The sequence below is a fragment of the Streptomyces sp. NPDC043685 genome (assembly GCF_056436585.1).
On the sequence record NZ_JBWKCH010000010.1, the window covers coordinates 280,970 to 295,613 of the forward strand.

Here is a 14,644-nt window from a genome sequence, read left to right on the forward strand (position 1 = left end):
TACCGCCGTGGGTGACGGCGGCGAGCCCACACCTCCTTCGGACGTCGGCTGCTGTCGGCTGGTCGTCGGGTCGGGGACGGGGCGGTCAGCCCGCGCCGGTCGCCGCGGTTTCGGTGTCGAGGACCTCGCAGTAGGCGGCCTCGGTGGCCGCGGCGACCTGGCCCCAGCCGTACCGGCTCAGCACCCGGCGGCGCCCGGCCGCCCCGCAGGCCGCGCGGGCGGCCGGGTCGGCGAGCAGCCCGGCGACGGCGTGGGCCAGGGCCACCGGGTCGCGGGGCGGCACCAGCCGTCCGGTGCCGGGGTCGGCGACGGTGTCGAGCTGCCCGCCGACCGCGCTGGCCACCACGGGCACGCCGCAGGCCATGGCCTCCAGCGGGACGATGCCGAAGGGTTCGTAGTCGGCGGGGCACACCACCACGTCGGCGGAGCGCAGCAGTGCCGGCACCTGCTCGCTGGGCAGGGCGCCGGTGAAGCGGACCCGGTCGGCTACCCCGGCGTCCCGGGCGATGCCCCGCAGCCGGCGCACCTCCGGGTCGCCGTCGAGCCGGTCGGCGGGCGGTCCGCCGGCCACGACCAGTTCGGTGCCGGGCAGCCGGGCCAGCGCGGCGATGGTGACGGCGGCGCCCTTGCGCGGTACGAGCCGGCCCAGCTGGAGGATCCGGTGCGGGTACGGTCCGCGCGGGGCGGCCGGGCCCTTCGGGGTGAACCGGTCGGGGTCGACACCGCACGGCACGATGCCCACCTGGTGCGGGGGAATGCCCATGCGGGCCAGTTCGTGGGCCTCGTCCCGGCAGGTGGCGATGACACGGTCGCAGCCAAGGCCGATCTCGATCTCGCCGGGGATCCGCTCCGGCGGGCTGGTGTCGGCGAGCCGCTGGTGCCGTCGCTTCACCGTGCCGAGGGCGTGGTACGTGTGCAGCAGGGGCAGGCCGTGCTCGCGGGTGGCGCGCAGCGCGGCCAGGCCCGACATCCAGTAGTGGGAGTGCACGAGGTCGGGGGCCCGGGTGCGCCAGCTGCGGACGAGGTACCGGCCGAACTCGTCCATGTGCGGCAGCAGGGCGTCCTTGGGCAGCGGTTCGGCCGGCCCGGCGGGCACGTGGTGCACCTCCACTCCGTCGCGCAGTGCCACCCGGCAGGGCGGGTCGGGCGCGTCGCGGCGGGTGTAGACGGTGACGCGGTGTCCGCGGTCGGCGAGCGCGCCGGCCAGGCAGGCGACGTGGACGTTCTGCCCGCCGGCGTCGACTCCGCCGAGTGTGGCGAGGGGGCTGGCGTGCTCGGAGACCAGCGCGATGGCGAGGACGCCCGGGTCGAGCGGGTCGCCGCCGAGCGGCCCGGCGGGGAAGGGGCTGAGGGACGGGGTCATGAGCACACCTCCGTGATCAGGCGCTCCCAGTCGGACAGGAAGCGCTTGAGCCCGTAGCGTTCGAGGGCCGCCTGGCGGGCGCGGGCTCCGTCCGCGGCCGCGGCCTCGGGTTCGTGGAGGTAGCGGCGGGCGGCGCGGGCCAGGACGTCGGGGCGGGTGGTCAGGGTGCCGGCGCCGGGCGGGACCGCCTCGACCGCCTCGGTGGTGGCGAGGGCCAGCACGGGCAGGCCGAGGTGCATGGCCTCCAGCAGGGACAGGCCGAGGGAGGTCCAGCGCACCGGGTGCAGGTACATGCGGCGTTCGGCCAGGGCCGTGTGCAGCTCGCTCTGCGGGAGGTCGCCGGTGCGGCAGCGGTCGGGTGCGAGGCCGAGGTGGGCTGCCAGGTCCTCGGTGCCCATGCCGAACACGTCGAGCGGGACGGCCTCGGCGAGGGCGGGCAGCAGGTCGGTGCCGGTGTACCGGGCGCGCCGCACGGGTTCGTTGACGACGACGGCGGCGCGGGCGAGCCGGCCGCTGTAGCGGTGGCCCGGGTCGACGATGCCGTGTTCGATCACCTCGGTGCGGGTGGTTCCGCTGTCCCAGAACAGCCGGTTGAAGTGCGTGACGTGCACCAGCGTCAGGTCGTCGCGGTCCGCGCTCGGGTGCCGGGTGTCGGGTACGTCGCCGTCGGGCGCGTTGTGCTCCAGGTACACCGCGGGCACGTCCCGGCCCGGGCGGCGTCCCCCGAGCCAGCGCTCGGCGAGTGCCGCCTCGTGCGGCCGCTGGAGGAGGACCAGGTCGACAGGCGTGTCGCACAGCTCCTCGGGGGTGACCTCGCGGACCGTGGCGGGCCAGGTGAAGGTGCGGGCCCGCCCGAGGCCGTCCGGGCCGCGGTCGGGGGTGACGGGGACGAGGTAGGTGTGCGGGCCCTGGACGAAGGCGGTCGTCCAGGAGCCGTGCACGTGCCACAGCAGGATGTTCATACGGCCGCTCCTCGCTCGGTCTGTTCTCCCCGGTCCGCCGGGCGGTCGGTGAGGGCCGCCACGGCGGCGAGCACCTCGGCGTCACCGATGCCGTCGAGGCAGGGGTGCCCGGGGACGGGGCAGTGCCGGGCCCGGGTCTCGGCGCACGGGGCGTGCGGGTCGCCGAGCAGGACGTGCGGCACGCCGTGGGGGGCCCACCGTTCGGCGGGCACGACCGGCGCGAAGAGGCTGACCACGGGGGTGCCCACGGCGGCGGCCAGATGCGCCGGGCCGGTGTTCCCGGCGACCACGGCCCGGGCACCGGCGAGGACTCCGGCCAGATGCGGCAGGTCGGTGGCACCGCCGAGGTCCAGGGCGTGCCGGCCGGCGACCCGTGCCGTCAGTTCGCGCTCGGCGTGTCCCCCGGTGACCACCACGCGGTGGCCCGCTCCGGCCAGCGCGGCGACGGCCCGTGCCGCTCGTCCCGGGGTCCAGGCCCGCGCGGGCACGGCCGCGCCGGGGTGCAGGACGAGATACGGCTCGGGGCCGGTGAGGTGGGTGGTGTGCGGCGGCGGCAGGACGCGCAGGCGGCCGTCGTCCCCGGGCGGGAGCGCGAAGCCCGCGGCCCTCGCGAGGTCGAGGGCGGCCACCGCCTCGTGCCGGTGGGGCAGCCTGTGGTGTCTGAGGTCGAGCAGCGCCCCGGGGTAGTCCTCGCTGTCGGCGGCGGTCCATCCGATGCCGGCGAGCTTCAGCAGCAGGGCGATCGGCAGCGGGCTCTGGTGGTACGACACCAGCACGAGCGCCCGGTCGAAGCGGCCCGCGGTGAGCGCGCGCATCAGCTGCCGGGTGGCCGTCCGCGTGACCGGGGGCGGTTCCAGTCCGACCCAGGGCGCGTCGTGGACCAGCACGTCGTCGACGCCGGGCAGCATCCGCCCGGCCGCGGCGCCCTGTGGTCCGCACAGCAGCGCGGTGTACGAGGATCCGGCGGCGACGGCCCGTACGGCGGGCCCGGCCAGCAGCACGTCCCCGGAGCTGTCGAGGCGGACCACGAGGGTGCGGGGAAGGCGGGCGCGGGAGGGCGGAGGGCTCATCGCGCCTCCCCGGTCGGCACGGCGGCGTCCAGCACGAGACGCACGGCCTGGGGCAGGTCGGCCGCCGTGGTCTCGGCGGCCACGATCTCCTCGGTCCGGGTGACGGGCGTGGGCACCAGCACTCCGCGGGCCCCGGCCGCGCGGGCGGCCCGCATGTCCGCTCCGATGTCACCGATCACCACGGTGCGGCCGGGCGGGACGGCGAGCCGGCGGCAGGCTGCCAGGATCAGGCCCGGCGCCGGTTTGCGGCACCCGCAGCCCTCCCCCGGCCCGTGCGGGCACACGGCCCAGAGGGCGAACGGCCCCAGCAGTTCCTCCACCCGCAGCAGTACGGCCTCCACCTGGCGGCGGGTCAGCAGGCCCCGGGCCACGCCCGACTGGTTGGTCACGACACCGACGGGCACCCCGGCCGCGCGGACGGCGTCCACGGCCTCCCGTGCGCCCGGCATCGGGGTGACGCGCGCGGGGTCGCCGTTGTAGGGCACGTCGGCGACGAGCGTGCCGTCGCGGTCGAACAGGACCGCCGCGGGCAAGGGGCTGTGCGGGTCGTACGGGCGCTGCCGCACGTCCCCGGGAAGCAGCCAGGGGCCGAGGGGCGGCGTCATGACCGCAGCCGTTCCCGGGCCGCCGGGCGGGGTGCGGTCGTCGGCTGACTGCCGCCGGACGCGGTGTGCGGCCGGGCCCCCCGGTGCGCGAGCCGTCCGCGCAGCCAGTGCCAGGTCGCGGCGGGCGGGACGAGGGCGCTGGTGAGCGTCATGGTGAGGATCTCGTCGCGGGTGCACGGCCCGGGCAGGATCCGGGCGAGGGCGAACTCGGTGGTGCCGGCCAGCCACGCGGTGGCGCAGGCCGCGGCGGCCCGGTGCCGGCCCAGCAGGGCGCAGCCGGCCGCCGCCACTCCCGCTCCGGTCACGGCCAGGTGCAGGGGCAGGCGCCCGCGGGGTGCTTCCGCCCGGCGCCACCAGTGGCGGCCGTGCAGCCGGGTCATCAGCACGTCGTCGGCGTTGCCGGCCTGGAGGCGGACGGAGGTCCAGCGCCCGGCGGGCCGGACCGGGTGGGTGGTGGCGCGTCGGCCGCCGGTGAGCGTCCACCCGGCGTCGAGCATGCGCAGGGCGAGGTCGGCGTCCTCGCGGAAGGCCCGCCGGAAGCGTTCGTCGAATCCGCCGACGGCCACCAGCGCCGTCCTGCGGTAGGCCATGTCGGCGGTGATCCAGTGGGCGCCGGCGAGTCCGGCCGTGTTGCGTTCCCAGTCCGTGGGGCGCCGGCCGGCGGGCAGGGGCACCTCGATGCGGGCGGTGATCCCGGCGGTCCGCTCGGTGGCCGCGGCCAGGTCCAGGGTCAGGTCGTCGCCCCAGGTGGGTCCGGGGACGACGTCGTCGTCGAGGAAGACGATCCAGGTCACGTCACCGGCGGCACGCCAGCCGAGGTTGCGTGCGGCGGCGGGTCCGCGCGCCCCGCCGGGCACGACGATGGTCCGGGCCCTCAGCGAGGGCGGCACGTCGGCGGTCAGCGGCATCCGCGCCGTGTCGGGCCGGTCGTCGACCAGGACCACCCGGACGGGGCCCGGCCCGCTCGCCTCGGCGAGGGCGTGCAGACAGGCGCTCAGGCTGGGCCGGCCGAGGGTGGGGATCACGACGGCGTACTCGGCGTCGCGCGCCGGGGCGTCGGGTGCGGTCATCGGGGGTCTCCGGCGTCGTCGCTGCGGGATTCGGTACGGAAGAGGTCGCCGCGCCGGATCGCGTACGGGCCGATGGCCAGCAGGTCGACGGGTGAGGAGCCGAAGCACTCCAGGGCGTCGCGCGGGTCGTCGACCATGGGCCGGCCGGCGGTGTTGAGGCTGGTGTTGACGACCACGGGCACCCCGGTGAGCCGCTCGAACTCGCCGAGCATCCGGGCGACGAGCGGTTCGCGGTCCGGGTCGACGGTCTGGATCCGGGCGGTGCCGTCCACGTGCACCACGGCGGGGATGCGGTCCCGCCAGGCGGGGGCCACGTCGTGCACGAACAGCATGTACGGGCTGGGCAGCGGGCCGTCGAAGATCTCGGCGGCGCGGTCGGCCAGGACCATCGGGGCGACGGGCCGGAACTGCTCGCGGCCCTTGACGTCGTTGAGCCGCTCCAGGTTGCCCGCGTGCCCGGGGTGGGCCAGCAGGGAGCGGTGCCCGAGGGCGCGCGGGCCGTACTCGGAGCGGCCCTGGAACCAGGCGACGATCCCGTTGTCGGCCAGGGCGCGGGCGACGGTCGCGGCGATGTCCGGGGGCCGTTCGAACGGTACGGCGGCGGTCTTCAGCCAGGCCGCGAGCTCGGCGTCGGACCACTCCCGGCCGAGGTCGGCGCCGGCCATGGCCTCCGGTTCGTCGCCCTGGACGGCGGACAACAGCAGGGCGCCTCCCAGCGCGGTACCGGCGTCGCCCGCCGCGGGCTGCACCCACACGCGGGAGAACGGACCCTCGCGGGCGATACGGGAGTTGGCGACGCAGTTGAGGGCGACGCCACCGGCGAGGGTGAGCACCCGGTCGTGGGTCCGCCCGTGCAGCCAGCGCACCAGGTCGAGCAGGGTCTCCTCCAGCACGGCCTGGGCGCTGGCGGCGACATCGGCGTGGGCCTGGGTCCAGGGCTCGTCCGGGCCGCGGGGCGGGCACAGCTCGTGCCAGGGCACGCCGGTGGCGTGGAACCCGCCGTCCCCGGTGGGGTACACGTGGCGGCGCAGTGCGGTGAGCATGCGCGGGGTGCCGTGGGAGGCGAGGGCCATCACCTTGAACTCGTCGGAGGAGCGCAGGAAACCGAGGTGTTCGGTGAGCTCCTCGTAGACCAGGCCGAGCGAGTGCGGCAGGTCCTGCGCGTGCAGCGCCTCCAGGCGGTCGCCGACCCGGCGCGCCGCCAGGTGGGAGGCGCGTTCGCCGCGGCCGTCCAGGACCAGGACGGAGGAGTTCCCGGCGTCCGGTGCGGCGAAGGCGCTGGAGGCGGCGTGGGCCATGTGGTGCGGCACGAACCGCACGAGGGCCGGGTCGAGGCCCGGCAGGGCGGCCTTCAGGAAGCCGGGTGCCTCACGGGCGTAGGTCTGCCGCAGGTGGTCCCACGGGTCGTCCAGGCCCATGTCCCCGGCCGGGCGGGCGAGGGCCGGGTCGAAGGAGTAGGCGACCGCGTCGAGGTCCTGCGGACGCAGCCCGGCCCGCTTCAGGCACCAGGCCGCGGCCCGTTCGGGCAGTTCCCAGGCGGAGAACGGCAGGGGTCTCTTGCCGTGTTTGCGGCGGGAGAACCGCTCCTCCTCGGCGGCTGCGACGGTCCGTCCGTCGATCACCAGGGCGGCGGCGGGGTCGTGGAAGAGGGCGTTGATTCCGAGGATGCGCATGGGCAGACGGGCCTTTCGGCGGTCGGGAGAGGTCCGGACGCGGCGGTGCGAGGTGCCCGGTCGGGGTCACTCCTCGCTGCCGGCCTCGCGGAACCAGGCGATCGTGCGCCGCAGTCCCTCCTCGGCGCGCACCTGCGGGTCCCAGCCGAGCTTGTCGCGGGCCAGGGTGATGTCCGGGCAGCGCACGGCCGGGTCGTCCACCGGGCGTTCGATGTAGCGGATCTCCGAGGGTGACCCGGCGAGTTCCACGACCAGGCGGGCCAGGTCGAGCATGGTGATCTCGGTCGGGTTGCCGATGTTCACGGGGCCGCGCATGCCGTGGGCGGCGGCGGCGAGGACGCCGCGCACGGTGTCGTCGACGTAGCACAGCGAGCGGGTCTGGCGGCCGTCGCCGGTCACGGTGAGCGGCTCGCCGGCCAGTGCCTGCCGGACGAAGGTCGGCACCGCGCGCCCGTCGTGGCCGCGCATGCGGGGGCCGTAGGTGTTGAACAGCCGCACGATGCAGGTGTCGGTGCCGTGAGTGTCGGCGTGTGCGGTGGTCAGCGCCTCGCCGAAGCGCTTGGCCTCGTCGTAGACGCTGCGGGGGCCAACGGGGTTGACGTTGCCCCAGTAGCGCTCGTCCTGCGGGTTCTGCTGGGGGTCGCCGTAGACCTCGGAGGTCGAGGCGAGGACGAAGCGGGCGCGGGAGGAGTGCGCGAGTTCCAGGGCGTTGCGGGTGCCGAGGCTGCCGGTCTCCATGGTGTGCAGCGGCAGGCGCAGGTAGTCGGCGGGGGACGCCGGGGAGGCGAAGTGCAGGACGAGGTCCGGTGGCCGCTTGATCCGCAGTCCTTCGGTGACGTTCGCCTGGACCAGGGTGAAGCCGGGCCGTTCGAGCAGCGGCGATATGTTCTCGGGCCGCCCGGTGCTGAAGTCGTCGACGCAGGTGACGGCCGCGCCGGCGTCCAGCAGGGCGGCGCACAGATGGGAGCCGACGAACCCGGCGCCACCGGTGACGACGGCGTGTTCCCAGTTGCGCGAGAGTGCGGTGGCCATGTCGGTCTCTCCTCCGTCGGCGGTGCGGCTCGGCACGACGGGTGCGCCCCGGACCGGCGAACACGGACCGGAGGGCCGTCGGGCCCACGATCAGAGTCCGCCGACCGTGCGGGCGCGGCACGGTCGCGTACGGCACACGGGTGAGTCACGGAGGGTGAGGTGAGCGGCCGACGGGTCGTCCGTGCGGGCCGGCGCGGCGGGAGAGGGTGCGTCAGGCGATCAGCGTGCGGCCCGGGTTCAGACGGGCGAGCAGCTGGTCCTGGTGCAGACCGGCGACGGGGGCGAGCAGGTCCGGGTGGCGCAGCAGGGCGGCGGCCCTCCGGTCGTTGTCGTCGGGCGCGATCAGCCGGCGGAACCCGGACCGTGACCCGGCGTCGTGGCCGCCGTCGGCGAGCGCCGTCACGGCCCGGGCGGCCAGCTCCGGGTCGGTGAGCAGGCAGGCCGCCCAGCTCGCCACGACCTCGTCCACCCAGGTGCGCCAGGCGTGCGCGTCCGGGTCGTCGCCCAGGGCGGCGTCGGCACCGGTGACCCAGTCGAGCCGCCCGGAGCCGCCCGGTCCCGCCAGGCCGAGCAGGGCGGCGTCCATCGCCGTCGGGTATCTCAGCCAGGCCGCGACGGTCACAGCCTGCCGGGCCTGCACCTCGCACAGGGCGGAGGACAGCGCGCCGCCGGAGGCGGGGAAGGCGCGGGTCAGCCACTGGGCGGTCGCCGCGATGACCGGGGAGAGATCTGCTTGCACTGCCGGGCCGTCCGAGGGAAGGGAGCGGGGTGTGGTCGTAGAAGGTAACCGCCGCTTCGGGCACCCGGACGTGACCGGGACCTCGTCCGGGACGTGGCCTCGGCCACACCGGCCGGCCCCGGCAGCCGCGAGGGCGTCGGGGCGCCGGCAGGTTTCCCGGCTGTGGTGACGCGTACAGGCCGGGGAAGAGGCACCGTGCGGTGTTCCTCCCGTTTCGCCGCAAAAGGGCCGGGCACCCGGCCCGCGTGTCGTCCCACGGACCCGGAACCGCTGGTCCGGCCCGGCGTGCAGGTGCCCGGTCGCCGGTGCGCTCGCTGCGCTTCGACGGCTGGATCGCGGGGATCGGCACGGCCTCCGGCGTCCGCGTGGTGCTCGGGCACTGGCCGCGGTCCCCGTTCGGGGTGTTCAGCGACGTGATGGTCGAGGAGGCCGACGGCCGGCGGCTGCTGCTGGCACCCACGCCGGAGACGGCCGGCTTCGTCGCCGCCACGTATGTCTTCGACAAGGTGCGGGTGGTCCCGGTCGAGGTGCGGATCGCCGACCGGCGTCATTGGACGGTGACAGCCCCGCCGTTCGGCCTGCGCTTCAGCACCGGCCGCCGCAACCTGCCGGGTCTCGCGCTGCGGGCGGTGCCGGTCCGGCTCGCCACGCATCCGCGCTGGCTCGCCCTGTGGGACCGGCCCGCCCGTCTCCTGCTGGGAGCACGCACCCACGGCAGCGCCCGGGACGGACGGCACCAGTGGTACGGCGCCCGGGACCTGCACCCGGTCACCTCGGCCACCGTCACCCGCGACGGCGAGAGCCTCGGCGCCCTCGCCCCGGTCGAGCCGCCCGTGCGTTTCGGGACCGGCTCGACACCCCGCCCTCCCTGTCTCGTACGGATCACCACGAGGGTGGCCGTGGAGCAGGACCGGAGTACGACAGGAGCCGCGTCATGACGGAACAGCGAGCGGATGCGCCGGACGCCCCGCGTACCCCGGCCACCGACACGTCCCTGCTCGGCATCTACCTCAACGACCACCTCGCCGGTGCCACCGCGGGGACCGCGCGGGTGCGCTATCTGCTGCGCTCATGTGCCGGCTCTCCGCTCGCGGACGCGCTGGCCCCGGTCGCCGCCGAGATGGCCGACGACCGGACGAGCCTGCTTCACGTCATGCGGCGCCTGGACGTGCCGGTGCGCCGCTACAAGGTCTACGCGGGCCGGGCGGTCGAGCAGGTGGGGCGGCTGAAGAGCAACGGCAGCCTGGTACGGCGCTCGCCGCTGAGCACGCTGTGGGAACTGGAGGCGCTGGCACTCGGTGTGGAGGGCAAGCTCGCGGGATGGGAGACCCTCCGTGATCTCGCCGCCACGGACCCGCGGCTCGACGCGCGGCAGCTCGACGAGCTCATCGAACGCGCCCGGCGGCAGCACACCACGCTGGAGGAGCTGCGCCACCGGCAGGTCGAGGTCGCCTTCCGCGGGGCGTGAGGTGCCGGGCCGCGCTCACCAGAACCTGGTGCTGAGGGCGGGCTGATGGGTCAGTTGCACGGCGTCGCGCAACCGCAGGGCGACGCTGATGGTGGCGCGCAGGGCGGAGGGCCGTACGGTCTGCGCGGTCTCGGTGGCGAGGACGAGCAGGCAGGCCGCTGCCTGCTCGACGATCGTGACGGGCAGGACGAAGTCGTTGTCGGCGGCCGTGCGGAAGGCCTTCAGGGGGATCGCGGCGCCGTCGATGGCCCGGTGCGCGGCCTGCTCCAGATGCTGTGCGGCCTGTTCGCACACGGGGGCGGGCAGGGCGATGGTGCGCTGGAACGGTGAACTCGTCATGCCCCGACTGCTCCCCCGGCGGTGACCGGTTCTGTCGGCCGGCGACGGGATTTCACCGTCCCGCGTGACCGGCGCGTGGCGCATGTCCCGGGATCGAACCGCGGCGACTTCGCCCGCGCGTACCGCATCTCGCCACAGCTGTCGGAGGAAGCCTCCGGCAGCCCGCAGTTCGACGTCTGCCCCGCACGGCAGATCCAGCCGCTCGACCCCGACTGCGGGTCGGAAGGCCGAGCGGCGTCGCCGTACGCTGAGTGCCGACCGACCGGCACGGAGAAGGAGTGCGGATGACCGCCCGCGCGGATGTCGTGGCCCGGCTCACCGGGAGGGCGGTCAGTGGCGAGCGGCCCCTGTCGGGGGCTCTCGCGGAGGTCACCCTGGACGACGGACGGGTCGTGGTCGTCAAGCGGTGCGACCCGCCGGGGGCGGCACGGGCCGAGGCGGCGGGGTTGCGCTGGCTGGCCGCCGCCGGGAGCGTGCGGGTGCCGGTGGTGCACGGGCACGAGGAGGGCTGGCTGGTCATCGACCGGGTGGCGCAGGGGCCGCCGAGCGGGGAGGCGGCGGTGCGGTTCGGCCGGGATCTCGCGGCGCTGCACGCCGCCGGGGCGCCCGCCTTCGGCGCGCCGCCGCCGGACGGGCCGGCCGACGCGTACATCGGGCTCGCCCGGATGCGCAACGAACCGGGCGCCGACTGGCCGCGCTGGTACGCCGAGCAGCGCGTCCTGCCGTATCTGCGGCAGGCGGTCGATGAGGGTGCCGTACGGGCCGGCGAGGCCGCGGTCGTGGAGCGGGTGTGCGAGCGGCTGCCGGCGCTCGCGGGGCCGGCCGAGCCGCCGGCGCGGCTGCACGGGGACCTGTGGAGCGGCAACGTGCTGTGGGCGGCCGACGGACGGGTCCGGCTGATCGACCCGGCCGCGCACGGCGGGCACCGGGAGACGGACCTGGCGATGCTGCGGCTGTTCGGGTGTCCCCGTCTGGACCAGGTGCTGGAGGGCTACCAGCAGGTGGCACCGCTCGCGGACGGCTGGGACGCACGCGTCGGCGTGCACCAGCTGTTCCCTCTGCTGGTGCACGCCGTGCTGTTCGGCCGCGGGTACGCGCAGCAGGCGCTGGCGGTGGCCCGTACGGCCCTGTCGGAGTGACCGTCAGCGGGTCACGACGTGGCGTTCGTCGGGGACGCAGTGGGTCATGGTGAGCCCCTCGACGTCACGCGGCTTGTTGTTGCCGAGGTCGGCCAGGCGTTCGCGGTCCTCGTCGGTGAGGTCCTGGCTCGCCAGCGGCTCCAGTCCGGCCACGTCCTCCGGGCCGATACCCAGCCCCTCGCCCACCCGCAGACCGAGGTCGTTGTCGACCAGCAGGAAGTGCCAGACCATGCGTTCCTGGATCGGCCGGTCGCACTGGGACAGTTGACCGATGAAGTTCTTCACCAGGTCGTCGCGCTCCCAGTCCTCCAGCAGCTGGTAGCGCTGACCGGCCTGGAGGTAGTCGTTGGTGCGGGGGATGCGCTTGCGGGTCAACCGGCCGTGGATCTCGGGGCCCTGTTCGTCGTGGGTCGGGTAGGTGGCCTCGCGCAGGCCTCCGGTGATGGAGGGCTCGTAGTTGACCTGCGGGTTCTCACCTCCACCGTCCACGTGGTACGCCATCTGGCCGTCGCGCTGGTTGGTGCGTACGTCGGCGTTCTTGGCCTGGTTGACGGGCAGCTGGAGGTAGTTGGGACCGACCCGGTAGCGCTGGGTGTCGCTGTAGGAGAAGGTCCGGCCGACGAGCATCTTGTCGTCGGAGAAGTCCAGGCCGTCGACGAGGACGCCGGTGCCGAAGGAGATCTGCTCGTTCTCGGCGAAGAAGTCCCGGGGCATCCGGTCGAGCACCATCCGGCCCACCGGCTTCGGCGGGAAGTCCTGCTCGGGCCAGGTCTTGGTGTCGTCCAGCGGGTCGAAGTCGAGTTCCGGGTGGTCGTGGTCGTCCATGATCTGGACGAGTAGTTCCCACTCGGGGTACTCGCCGCGCTCGACCGCCTTGTACAGGTCCTTGGTGGCGTGGCCGAGGGTGTCGGCCTGGACGTTGGCCGCGTCCTCCTCGGTCATGCTGCGCACGCCCTGCTTGGGCATCCAGTGGTACTTGACCAGCTTGGTCTCACCGTCGGCGTTGACCCACTTGTAGGTGTTGACGCCGAAGCCCTGCATGTGCCGGTAGTCGGCCGGGATGCCGCGTGGGCTGAACAGGTTGACCAGCATGTGCATGGCCTCGGGCGTCTGCGACATGAAGTCGAAGATGCGGTTCGGCTGCTGCTCGAAGGTCACCGGGTCCGGCTTGAGGGCGTGGATGACGTCCGGGAACTTGATGGCGTCGCGGATGAAGAAGACGCCCAGGTTGTTGCCGACCAGGTCCCAGTTGCCGTCCTCGGTGTAGAACTTGACGGCGAAACCACGCGGGTCGCGGGCGGCCTCGGAGGAGTCGCGGCCTCCGATGACCGTTGAGAAGCGCACGGCGACATCCGTGCGCTTGCCCCGCTCCTGGAACAGTTTGGCCCGGGTGTAGCGGCTGATCGGCTCGTCACCCCAGGTGCCGTAGGCCTCGAAGTGGCCGTAGGCGGTGACGCCGCGGGCGTGCACCACGCGCTCCGGGATGCGTTCCCGGTCGAAGTGGCTGATCTTCTCCAGGAACTGGTAGTTCTCCAGCGTGGCGGGGCCGCGGGCGCCGACCGTGCGCTGGTTCTGGTTGTCGTGGACCGGATGACCCTGGCGGTTGGTGAGGATCTTGCGGTCGTCGCCCGGGGCGGGGCCGGTGCCGGAAACGTCCGTCATCTGTGGGGGCTCCTTCGGCTCGTGTCCGGTGGCCGGCCGGGTCGGCACCGAACGGCCGCCCGGCCGGTCCTGGCGGGACGGACCGAGTACCCGGCGAGGCGGGGTCACTCACGCGCCAGGAACCTCATCCGGGACGGCACCGCCGCTACGCTCCGTCACGCGGCTCCGGGCACAGGGACCGTGCCTCCGCGAGGAGGGCGGGCCACTCCTCGCCGTATGTGACGACGGCCGCGTACACCGCGTCCACGGCCGCCTGGAGCGGGTCGGGGTGCGCGGCTCCGGTCACGGCCGGCAGGGCCATGTGGGGTTGGGAGAAGCGCAGGGACGGATCCGGTGCGCCGAAGACGACGAAGAGGCCGCCCTGGCCGGGCTCCGGGGCCGGTGCCGGGCCCGACGGCGGTGCACCGTCGGGCCCTGGGTCGGGCGGTGTGCTCAGCTGCCGTGCGACGGCCCTCGCCGGGCCGACCATGCTCATGGCCGCCTCCTCGGGCCACGCGACGGTGTCCTCGGACGAGGACGAGGGCGGGAAGGGCGGCCGCTGCGGTGGGACGGCCCGGCCGACGGTCCGGTCCGGGACGTCCGGGTCGGAGCTGAGGGCATGCCACATGCGGGCGTCGTCGTCGAAGGGCGGGGGCAGCGGGCGGTCTTCGTCCAGGGCCGTGAGCGCGTCGGTGACCCAGCCGAGGGCGGTGAGCCCCGCGGCCTCACAGGCCCGGCGGGCCGCCCACCGGGCCACCGCACGCTGAACGGCGGGTCCCGCGGCGTCGAGGTCGTGCAGGAGGGCGGGGTCGAACTCGAGCAGGCCGCTGACGTTCCCCCGCAGGTCGCGCAGAGCCGCGCTCGGCGACCGGCCACCCCACCGGTGGCGTTCGAAGGCGAGGAGGCGTTCCCGCTCGGCCGTCTCCTCGGCGAGACGGGCCCGGCGTTCGGCCTCGGCGCGTTCGGCCGGGCTCGGCGGGGGCGGCAGTTTCCGGGCGTAGTCGTGCCAGTAGGCGGCGCTGTGCGAGGTCTGCTTCAGCACGCGGTCGCGCTCGGGCGGGGCCGGCCAGAACTGTAAGAGGTACCGGTCCAGTTGGGGTTCGCCGTGGAGCCGGGTGTCCCGCTCGCCCGCCCGGTCCATGCCCGCGGCGCAGTACCGCACGCGGTAGTCGGTCTGCTCCAGACCGAGCGGCCAGGCGTCCCCTCCGCCCCACTCCACGAGTGCGGTGTCCTCCGAGGCCGGGCGGAAGGACACCTCCACCACGTCCTCCCAGGACGAATCCAGCGGCGGGGCCGACTCGTGCACCTCGACCGTGAAACCGACGTCGCCGGTGTGCAGGCCGGTGTTCAGCCACAGCGCGCCCGGTGTCGCGGCCCCGCACAGCCCCGCGCTCTGGCCGGCGAACGCCTCGGCCAGGCCGGGCCCGAAGTCGTCCGGGTCGCTCTCGACGTAGATCTGCCCGTAGTGCACATGAACCTCTCCCTCGACCGGTCTGCGCACGCTCGCGTCCTCCTCGGATGGGGATGGAAGGGTGACTGGTCG

At 74.9% G+C, this 14,644-nt stretch carries 14 protein-coding genes; 3 read left to right on the forward strand and 11 right to left on the reverse strand.

What is annotated here, in order from left to right:
* Positions 1-85: 85 nt before the first annotated feature.
* The 8 genes from AC0665_RS30855 to AC0665_RS30890 all read right to left on the reverse strand — a co-directional run bounded on the left by AC0665_RS30855 (position 86) and on the right by AC0665_RS30890 (position 8,514).
* The gene (locus AC0665_RS30855; RefSeq protein WP_478706254.1) at positions 86-1,363 is read right to left on the reverse strand and encodes a glycosyltransferase; all 1,278 of its coding nucleotides are present in this window, start codon (positions 1,361-1,363) and stop codon (positions 86-88) included.
* A complete protein-coding gene (locus AC0665_RS30860; protein ID WP_478610501.1) occupies positions 1,360-2,325 on the reverse strand; it encodes a glycosyltransferase in 966 nt (321 codons plus the stop codon). The genes AC0665_RS30855 and AC0665_RS30860 overlap by 4 nt, the downstream gene beginning before the upstream one ends.
* A complete protein-coding gene (locus AC0665_RS30865; RefSeq protein ID WP_478511038.1) occupies positions 2,322-3,395 on the reverse strand; it encodes a glycosyltransferase family 9 protein in 1,074 nt (357 codons plus the stop codon). Before AC0665_RS30865 ends, AC0665_RS30860 begins: the two co-directional genes overlap by 4 nt.
* On the reverse strand, positions 3,392-4,000 hold the full coding sequence (locus AC0665_RS30870; RefSeq protein WP_478706255.1) for a D-glycero-alpha-D-manno-heptose-1,7-bisphosphate 7-phosphatase: 609 nt from the start codon (positions 3,998-4,000) through the stop codon (positions 3,392-3,394). The genes AC0665_RS30865 and AC0665_RS30870 overlap by 4 nt, the downstream gene beginning before the upstream one ends.
* The gene (locus tag AC0665_RS30875; RefSeq protein WP_478706256.1) at positions 3,997-5,070 is read right to left on the reverse strand and encodes a glycosyltransferase family 2 protein; all 1,074 of its coding nucleotides are present in this window, start codon (positions 5,068-5,070) and stop codon (positions 3,997-3,999) included. Before AC0665_RS30875 ends, AC0665_RS30870 begins: the two co-directional genes overlap by 4 nt.
* Positions 5,067-6,743, reverse strand: coding sequence for a carbamoyltransferase family protein (locus tag AC0665_RS30880; RefSeq protein WP_478511035.1), 1,677 nt, complete (start codon positions 6,741-6,743; stop codon positions 5,067-5,069). The genes AC0665_RS30875 and AC0665_RS30880 overlap by 4 nt, the downstream gene beginning before the upstream one ends.
* A gap of 66 nt (positions 6,744-6,809) precedes the next feature.
* On the reverse strand, positions 6,810-7,775 hold the full coding sequence (locus AC0665_RS30885; protein WP_366053374.1) for an NAD-dependent epimerase/dehydratase family protein: 966 nt from the start codon (positions 7,773-7,775) through the stop codon (positions 6,810-6,812).
* 211 nt (positions 7,776-7,986) lie between these two features.
* Positions 7,987-8,514 (reverse strand): hypothetical protein, encoded by a 528-nt coding sequence (locus AC0665_RS30890; RefSeq protein WP_366053372.1) that lies wholly within the window; start codon positions 8,512-8,514, stop codon positions 7,987-7,989.
* A gap of 305 nt (positions 8,515-8,819) precedes the next feature.
* On the opposite strand from AC0665_RS30890, the gene AC0665_RS30895 reads away from it, so the two are divergent.
* Both AC0665_RS30895 and AC0665_RS30900 read left to right on the forward strand, forming a co-directional pair.
* A complete protein-coding gene (locus AC0665_RS30895) occupies positions 8,820-9,452 on the forward strand; it encodes a hypothetical protein (protein WP_478706257.1) in 633 nt (210 codons plus the stop codon).
* On the forward strand, positions 9,449-9,982 hold the full coding sequence (locus tag AC0665_RS30900) for a hypothetical protein (RefSeq protein WP_468413786.1): 534 nt from the start codon (positions 9,449-9,451) through the stop codon (positions 9,980-9,982). The genes AC0665_RS30895 and AC0665_RS30900 overlap by 4 nt, the downstream gene beginning before the upstream one ends.
* Before the next feature lie 15 nt (positions 9,983-9,997).
* On the opposite strand, the gene AC0665_RS30905 is transcribed toward AC0665_RS30900, so the two are convergent.
* The gene (locus tag AC0665_RS30905) at positions 9,998-10,321 is read right to left on the reverse strand and encodes a hypothetical protein (RefSeq protein WP_468413784.1); all 324 of its coding nucleotides are present in this window, start codon (positions 10,319-10,321) and stop codon (positions 9,998-10,000) included.
* A gap of 284 nt (positions 10,322-10,605) precedes the next feature.
* Between AC0665_RS30905 and AC0665_RS30910 the strand changes: the two genes are divergently transcribed.
* Positions 10,606-11,460: a fructosamine kinase family protein gene (locus tag AC0665_RS30910; RefSeq protein WP_478706258.1), complete on the forward strand. Its 855-nt coding sequence runs from the start codon at positions 10,606-10,608 to the stop codon at positions 11,458-11,460.
* 3 nt (positions 11,461-11,463) lie between these two features.
* Here AC0665_RS30910 and AC0665_RS30915 read toward each other — a convergent pair whose 3' ends face one another.
* Together AC0665_RS30915 and AC0665_RS30920 are read right to left on the reverse strand one after the other, a co-directional pair.
* Complete coding sequence (locus tag AC0665_RS30915) at positions 11,464-13,122, reverse strand: catalase (RefSeq protein ID WP_478706259.1); 1,659 nt, start codon at positions 13,120-13,122, stop codon at positions 11,464-11,466.
* 145 nt (positions 13,123-13,267) lie between these two features.
* The gene (locus AC0665_RS30920; RefSeq protein WP_478610517.1) at positions 13,268-14,602 is read right to left on the reverse strand and encodes a hypothetical protein; all 1,335 of its coding nucleotides are present in this window, start codon (positions 14,600-14,602) and stop codon (positions 13,268-13,270) included.
* Positions 14,603-14,644: the final 42 nt, after the last annotated feature.

Excerpts from the sequence above, each read along its gene's own strand:
- AC0665_RS30855 (WP_478706254.1), bottom strand. The coding sequence starts at position 1,363 with ATGACCCCGTCCCTCAGCCCCTTCCCCGCCGGGCCGCTCGGCGGCGAC.
- AC0665_RS30860 (WP_478610501.1), bottom strand. The coding sequence starts at position 2,325 with ATGAACATCCTGCTGTGGCACGTGCACGGCTCCTGGACGACCGCCTTC.
- AC0665_RS30865 (WP_478511038.1), bottom strand. The coding sequence starts at position 3,395 with ATGAGCCCTCCGCCCTCCCGCGCCCGCCTTCCCCGCACCCTCGTGGTC.
- AC0665_RS30870 (WP_478706255.1), bottom strand. The coding sequence starts at position 4,000 with ATGACGCCGCCCCTCGGCCCCTGGCTGCTTCCCGGGGACGTGCGGCAG.
- AC0665_RS30875 (WP_478706256.1), bottom strand. The coding sequence starts at position 5,070 with ATGACCGCACCCGACGCCCCGGCGCGCGACGCCGAGTACGCCGTCGTG.
- AC0665_RS30880 (WP_478511035.1), bottom strand. The coding sequence starts at position 6,743 with ATGCGCATCCTCGGAATCAACGCCCTCTTCCACGACCCCGCCGCCGCC.
- AC0665_RS30885 (WP_366053374.1), bottom strand. The coding sequence starts at position 7,775 with ATGGCCACCGCACTCTCGCGCAACTGGGAACACGCCGTCGTCACCGGT.
- AC0665_RS30900 (WP_468413786.1), top strand. The coding sequence starts at position 9,449 with ATGACGGAACAGCGAGCGGATGCGCCGGACGCCCCGCGTACCCCGGCC.
- AC0665_RS30905 (WP_468413784.1), bottom strand. The coding sequence starts at position 10,321 with ATGACGAGTTCACCGTTCCAGCGCACCATCGCCCTGCCCGCCCCCGTG.
- AC0665_RS30910 (WP_478706258.1), top strand. The coding sequence starts at position 10,606 with ATGACCGCCCGCGCGGATGTCGTGGCCCGGCTCACCGGGAGGGCGGTC.
- AC0665_RS30915 (WP_478706259.1), bottom strand. The coding sequence starts at position 13,122 with ATGACGGACGTTTCCGGCACCGGCCCCGCCCCGGGCGACGACCGCAAG.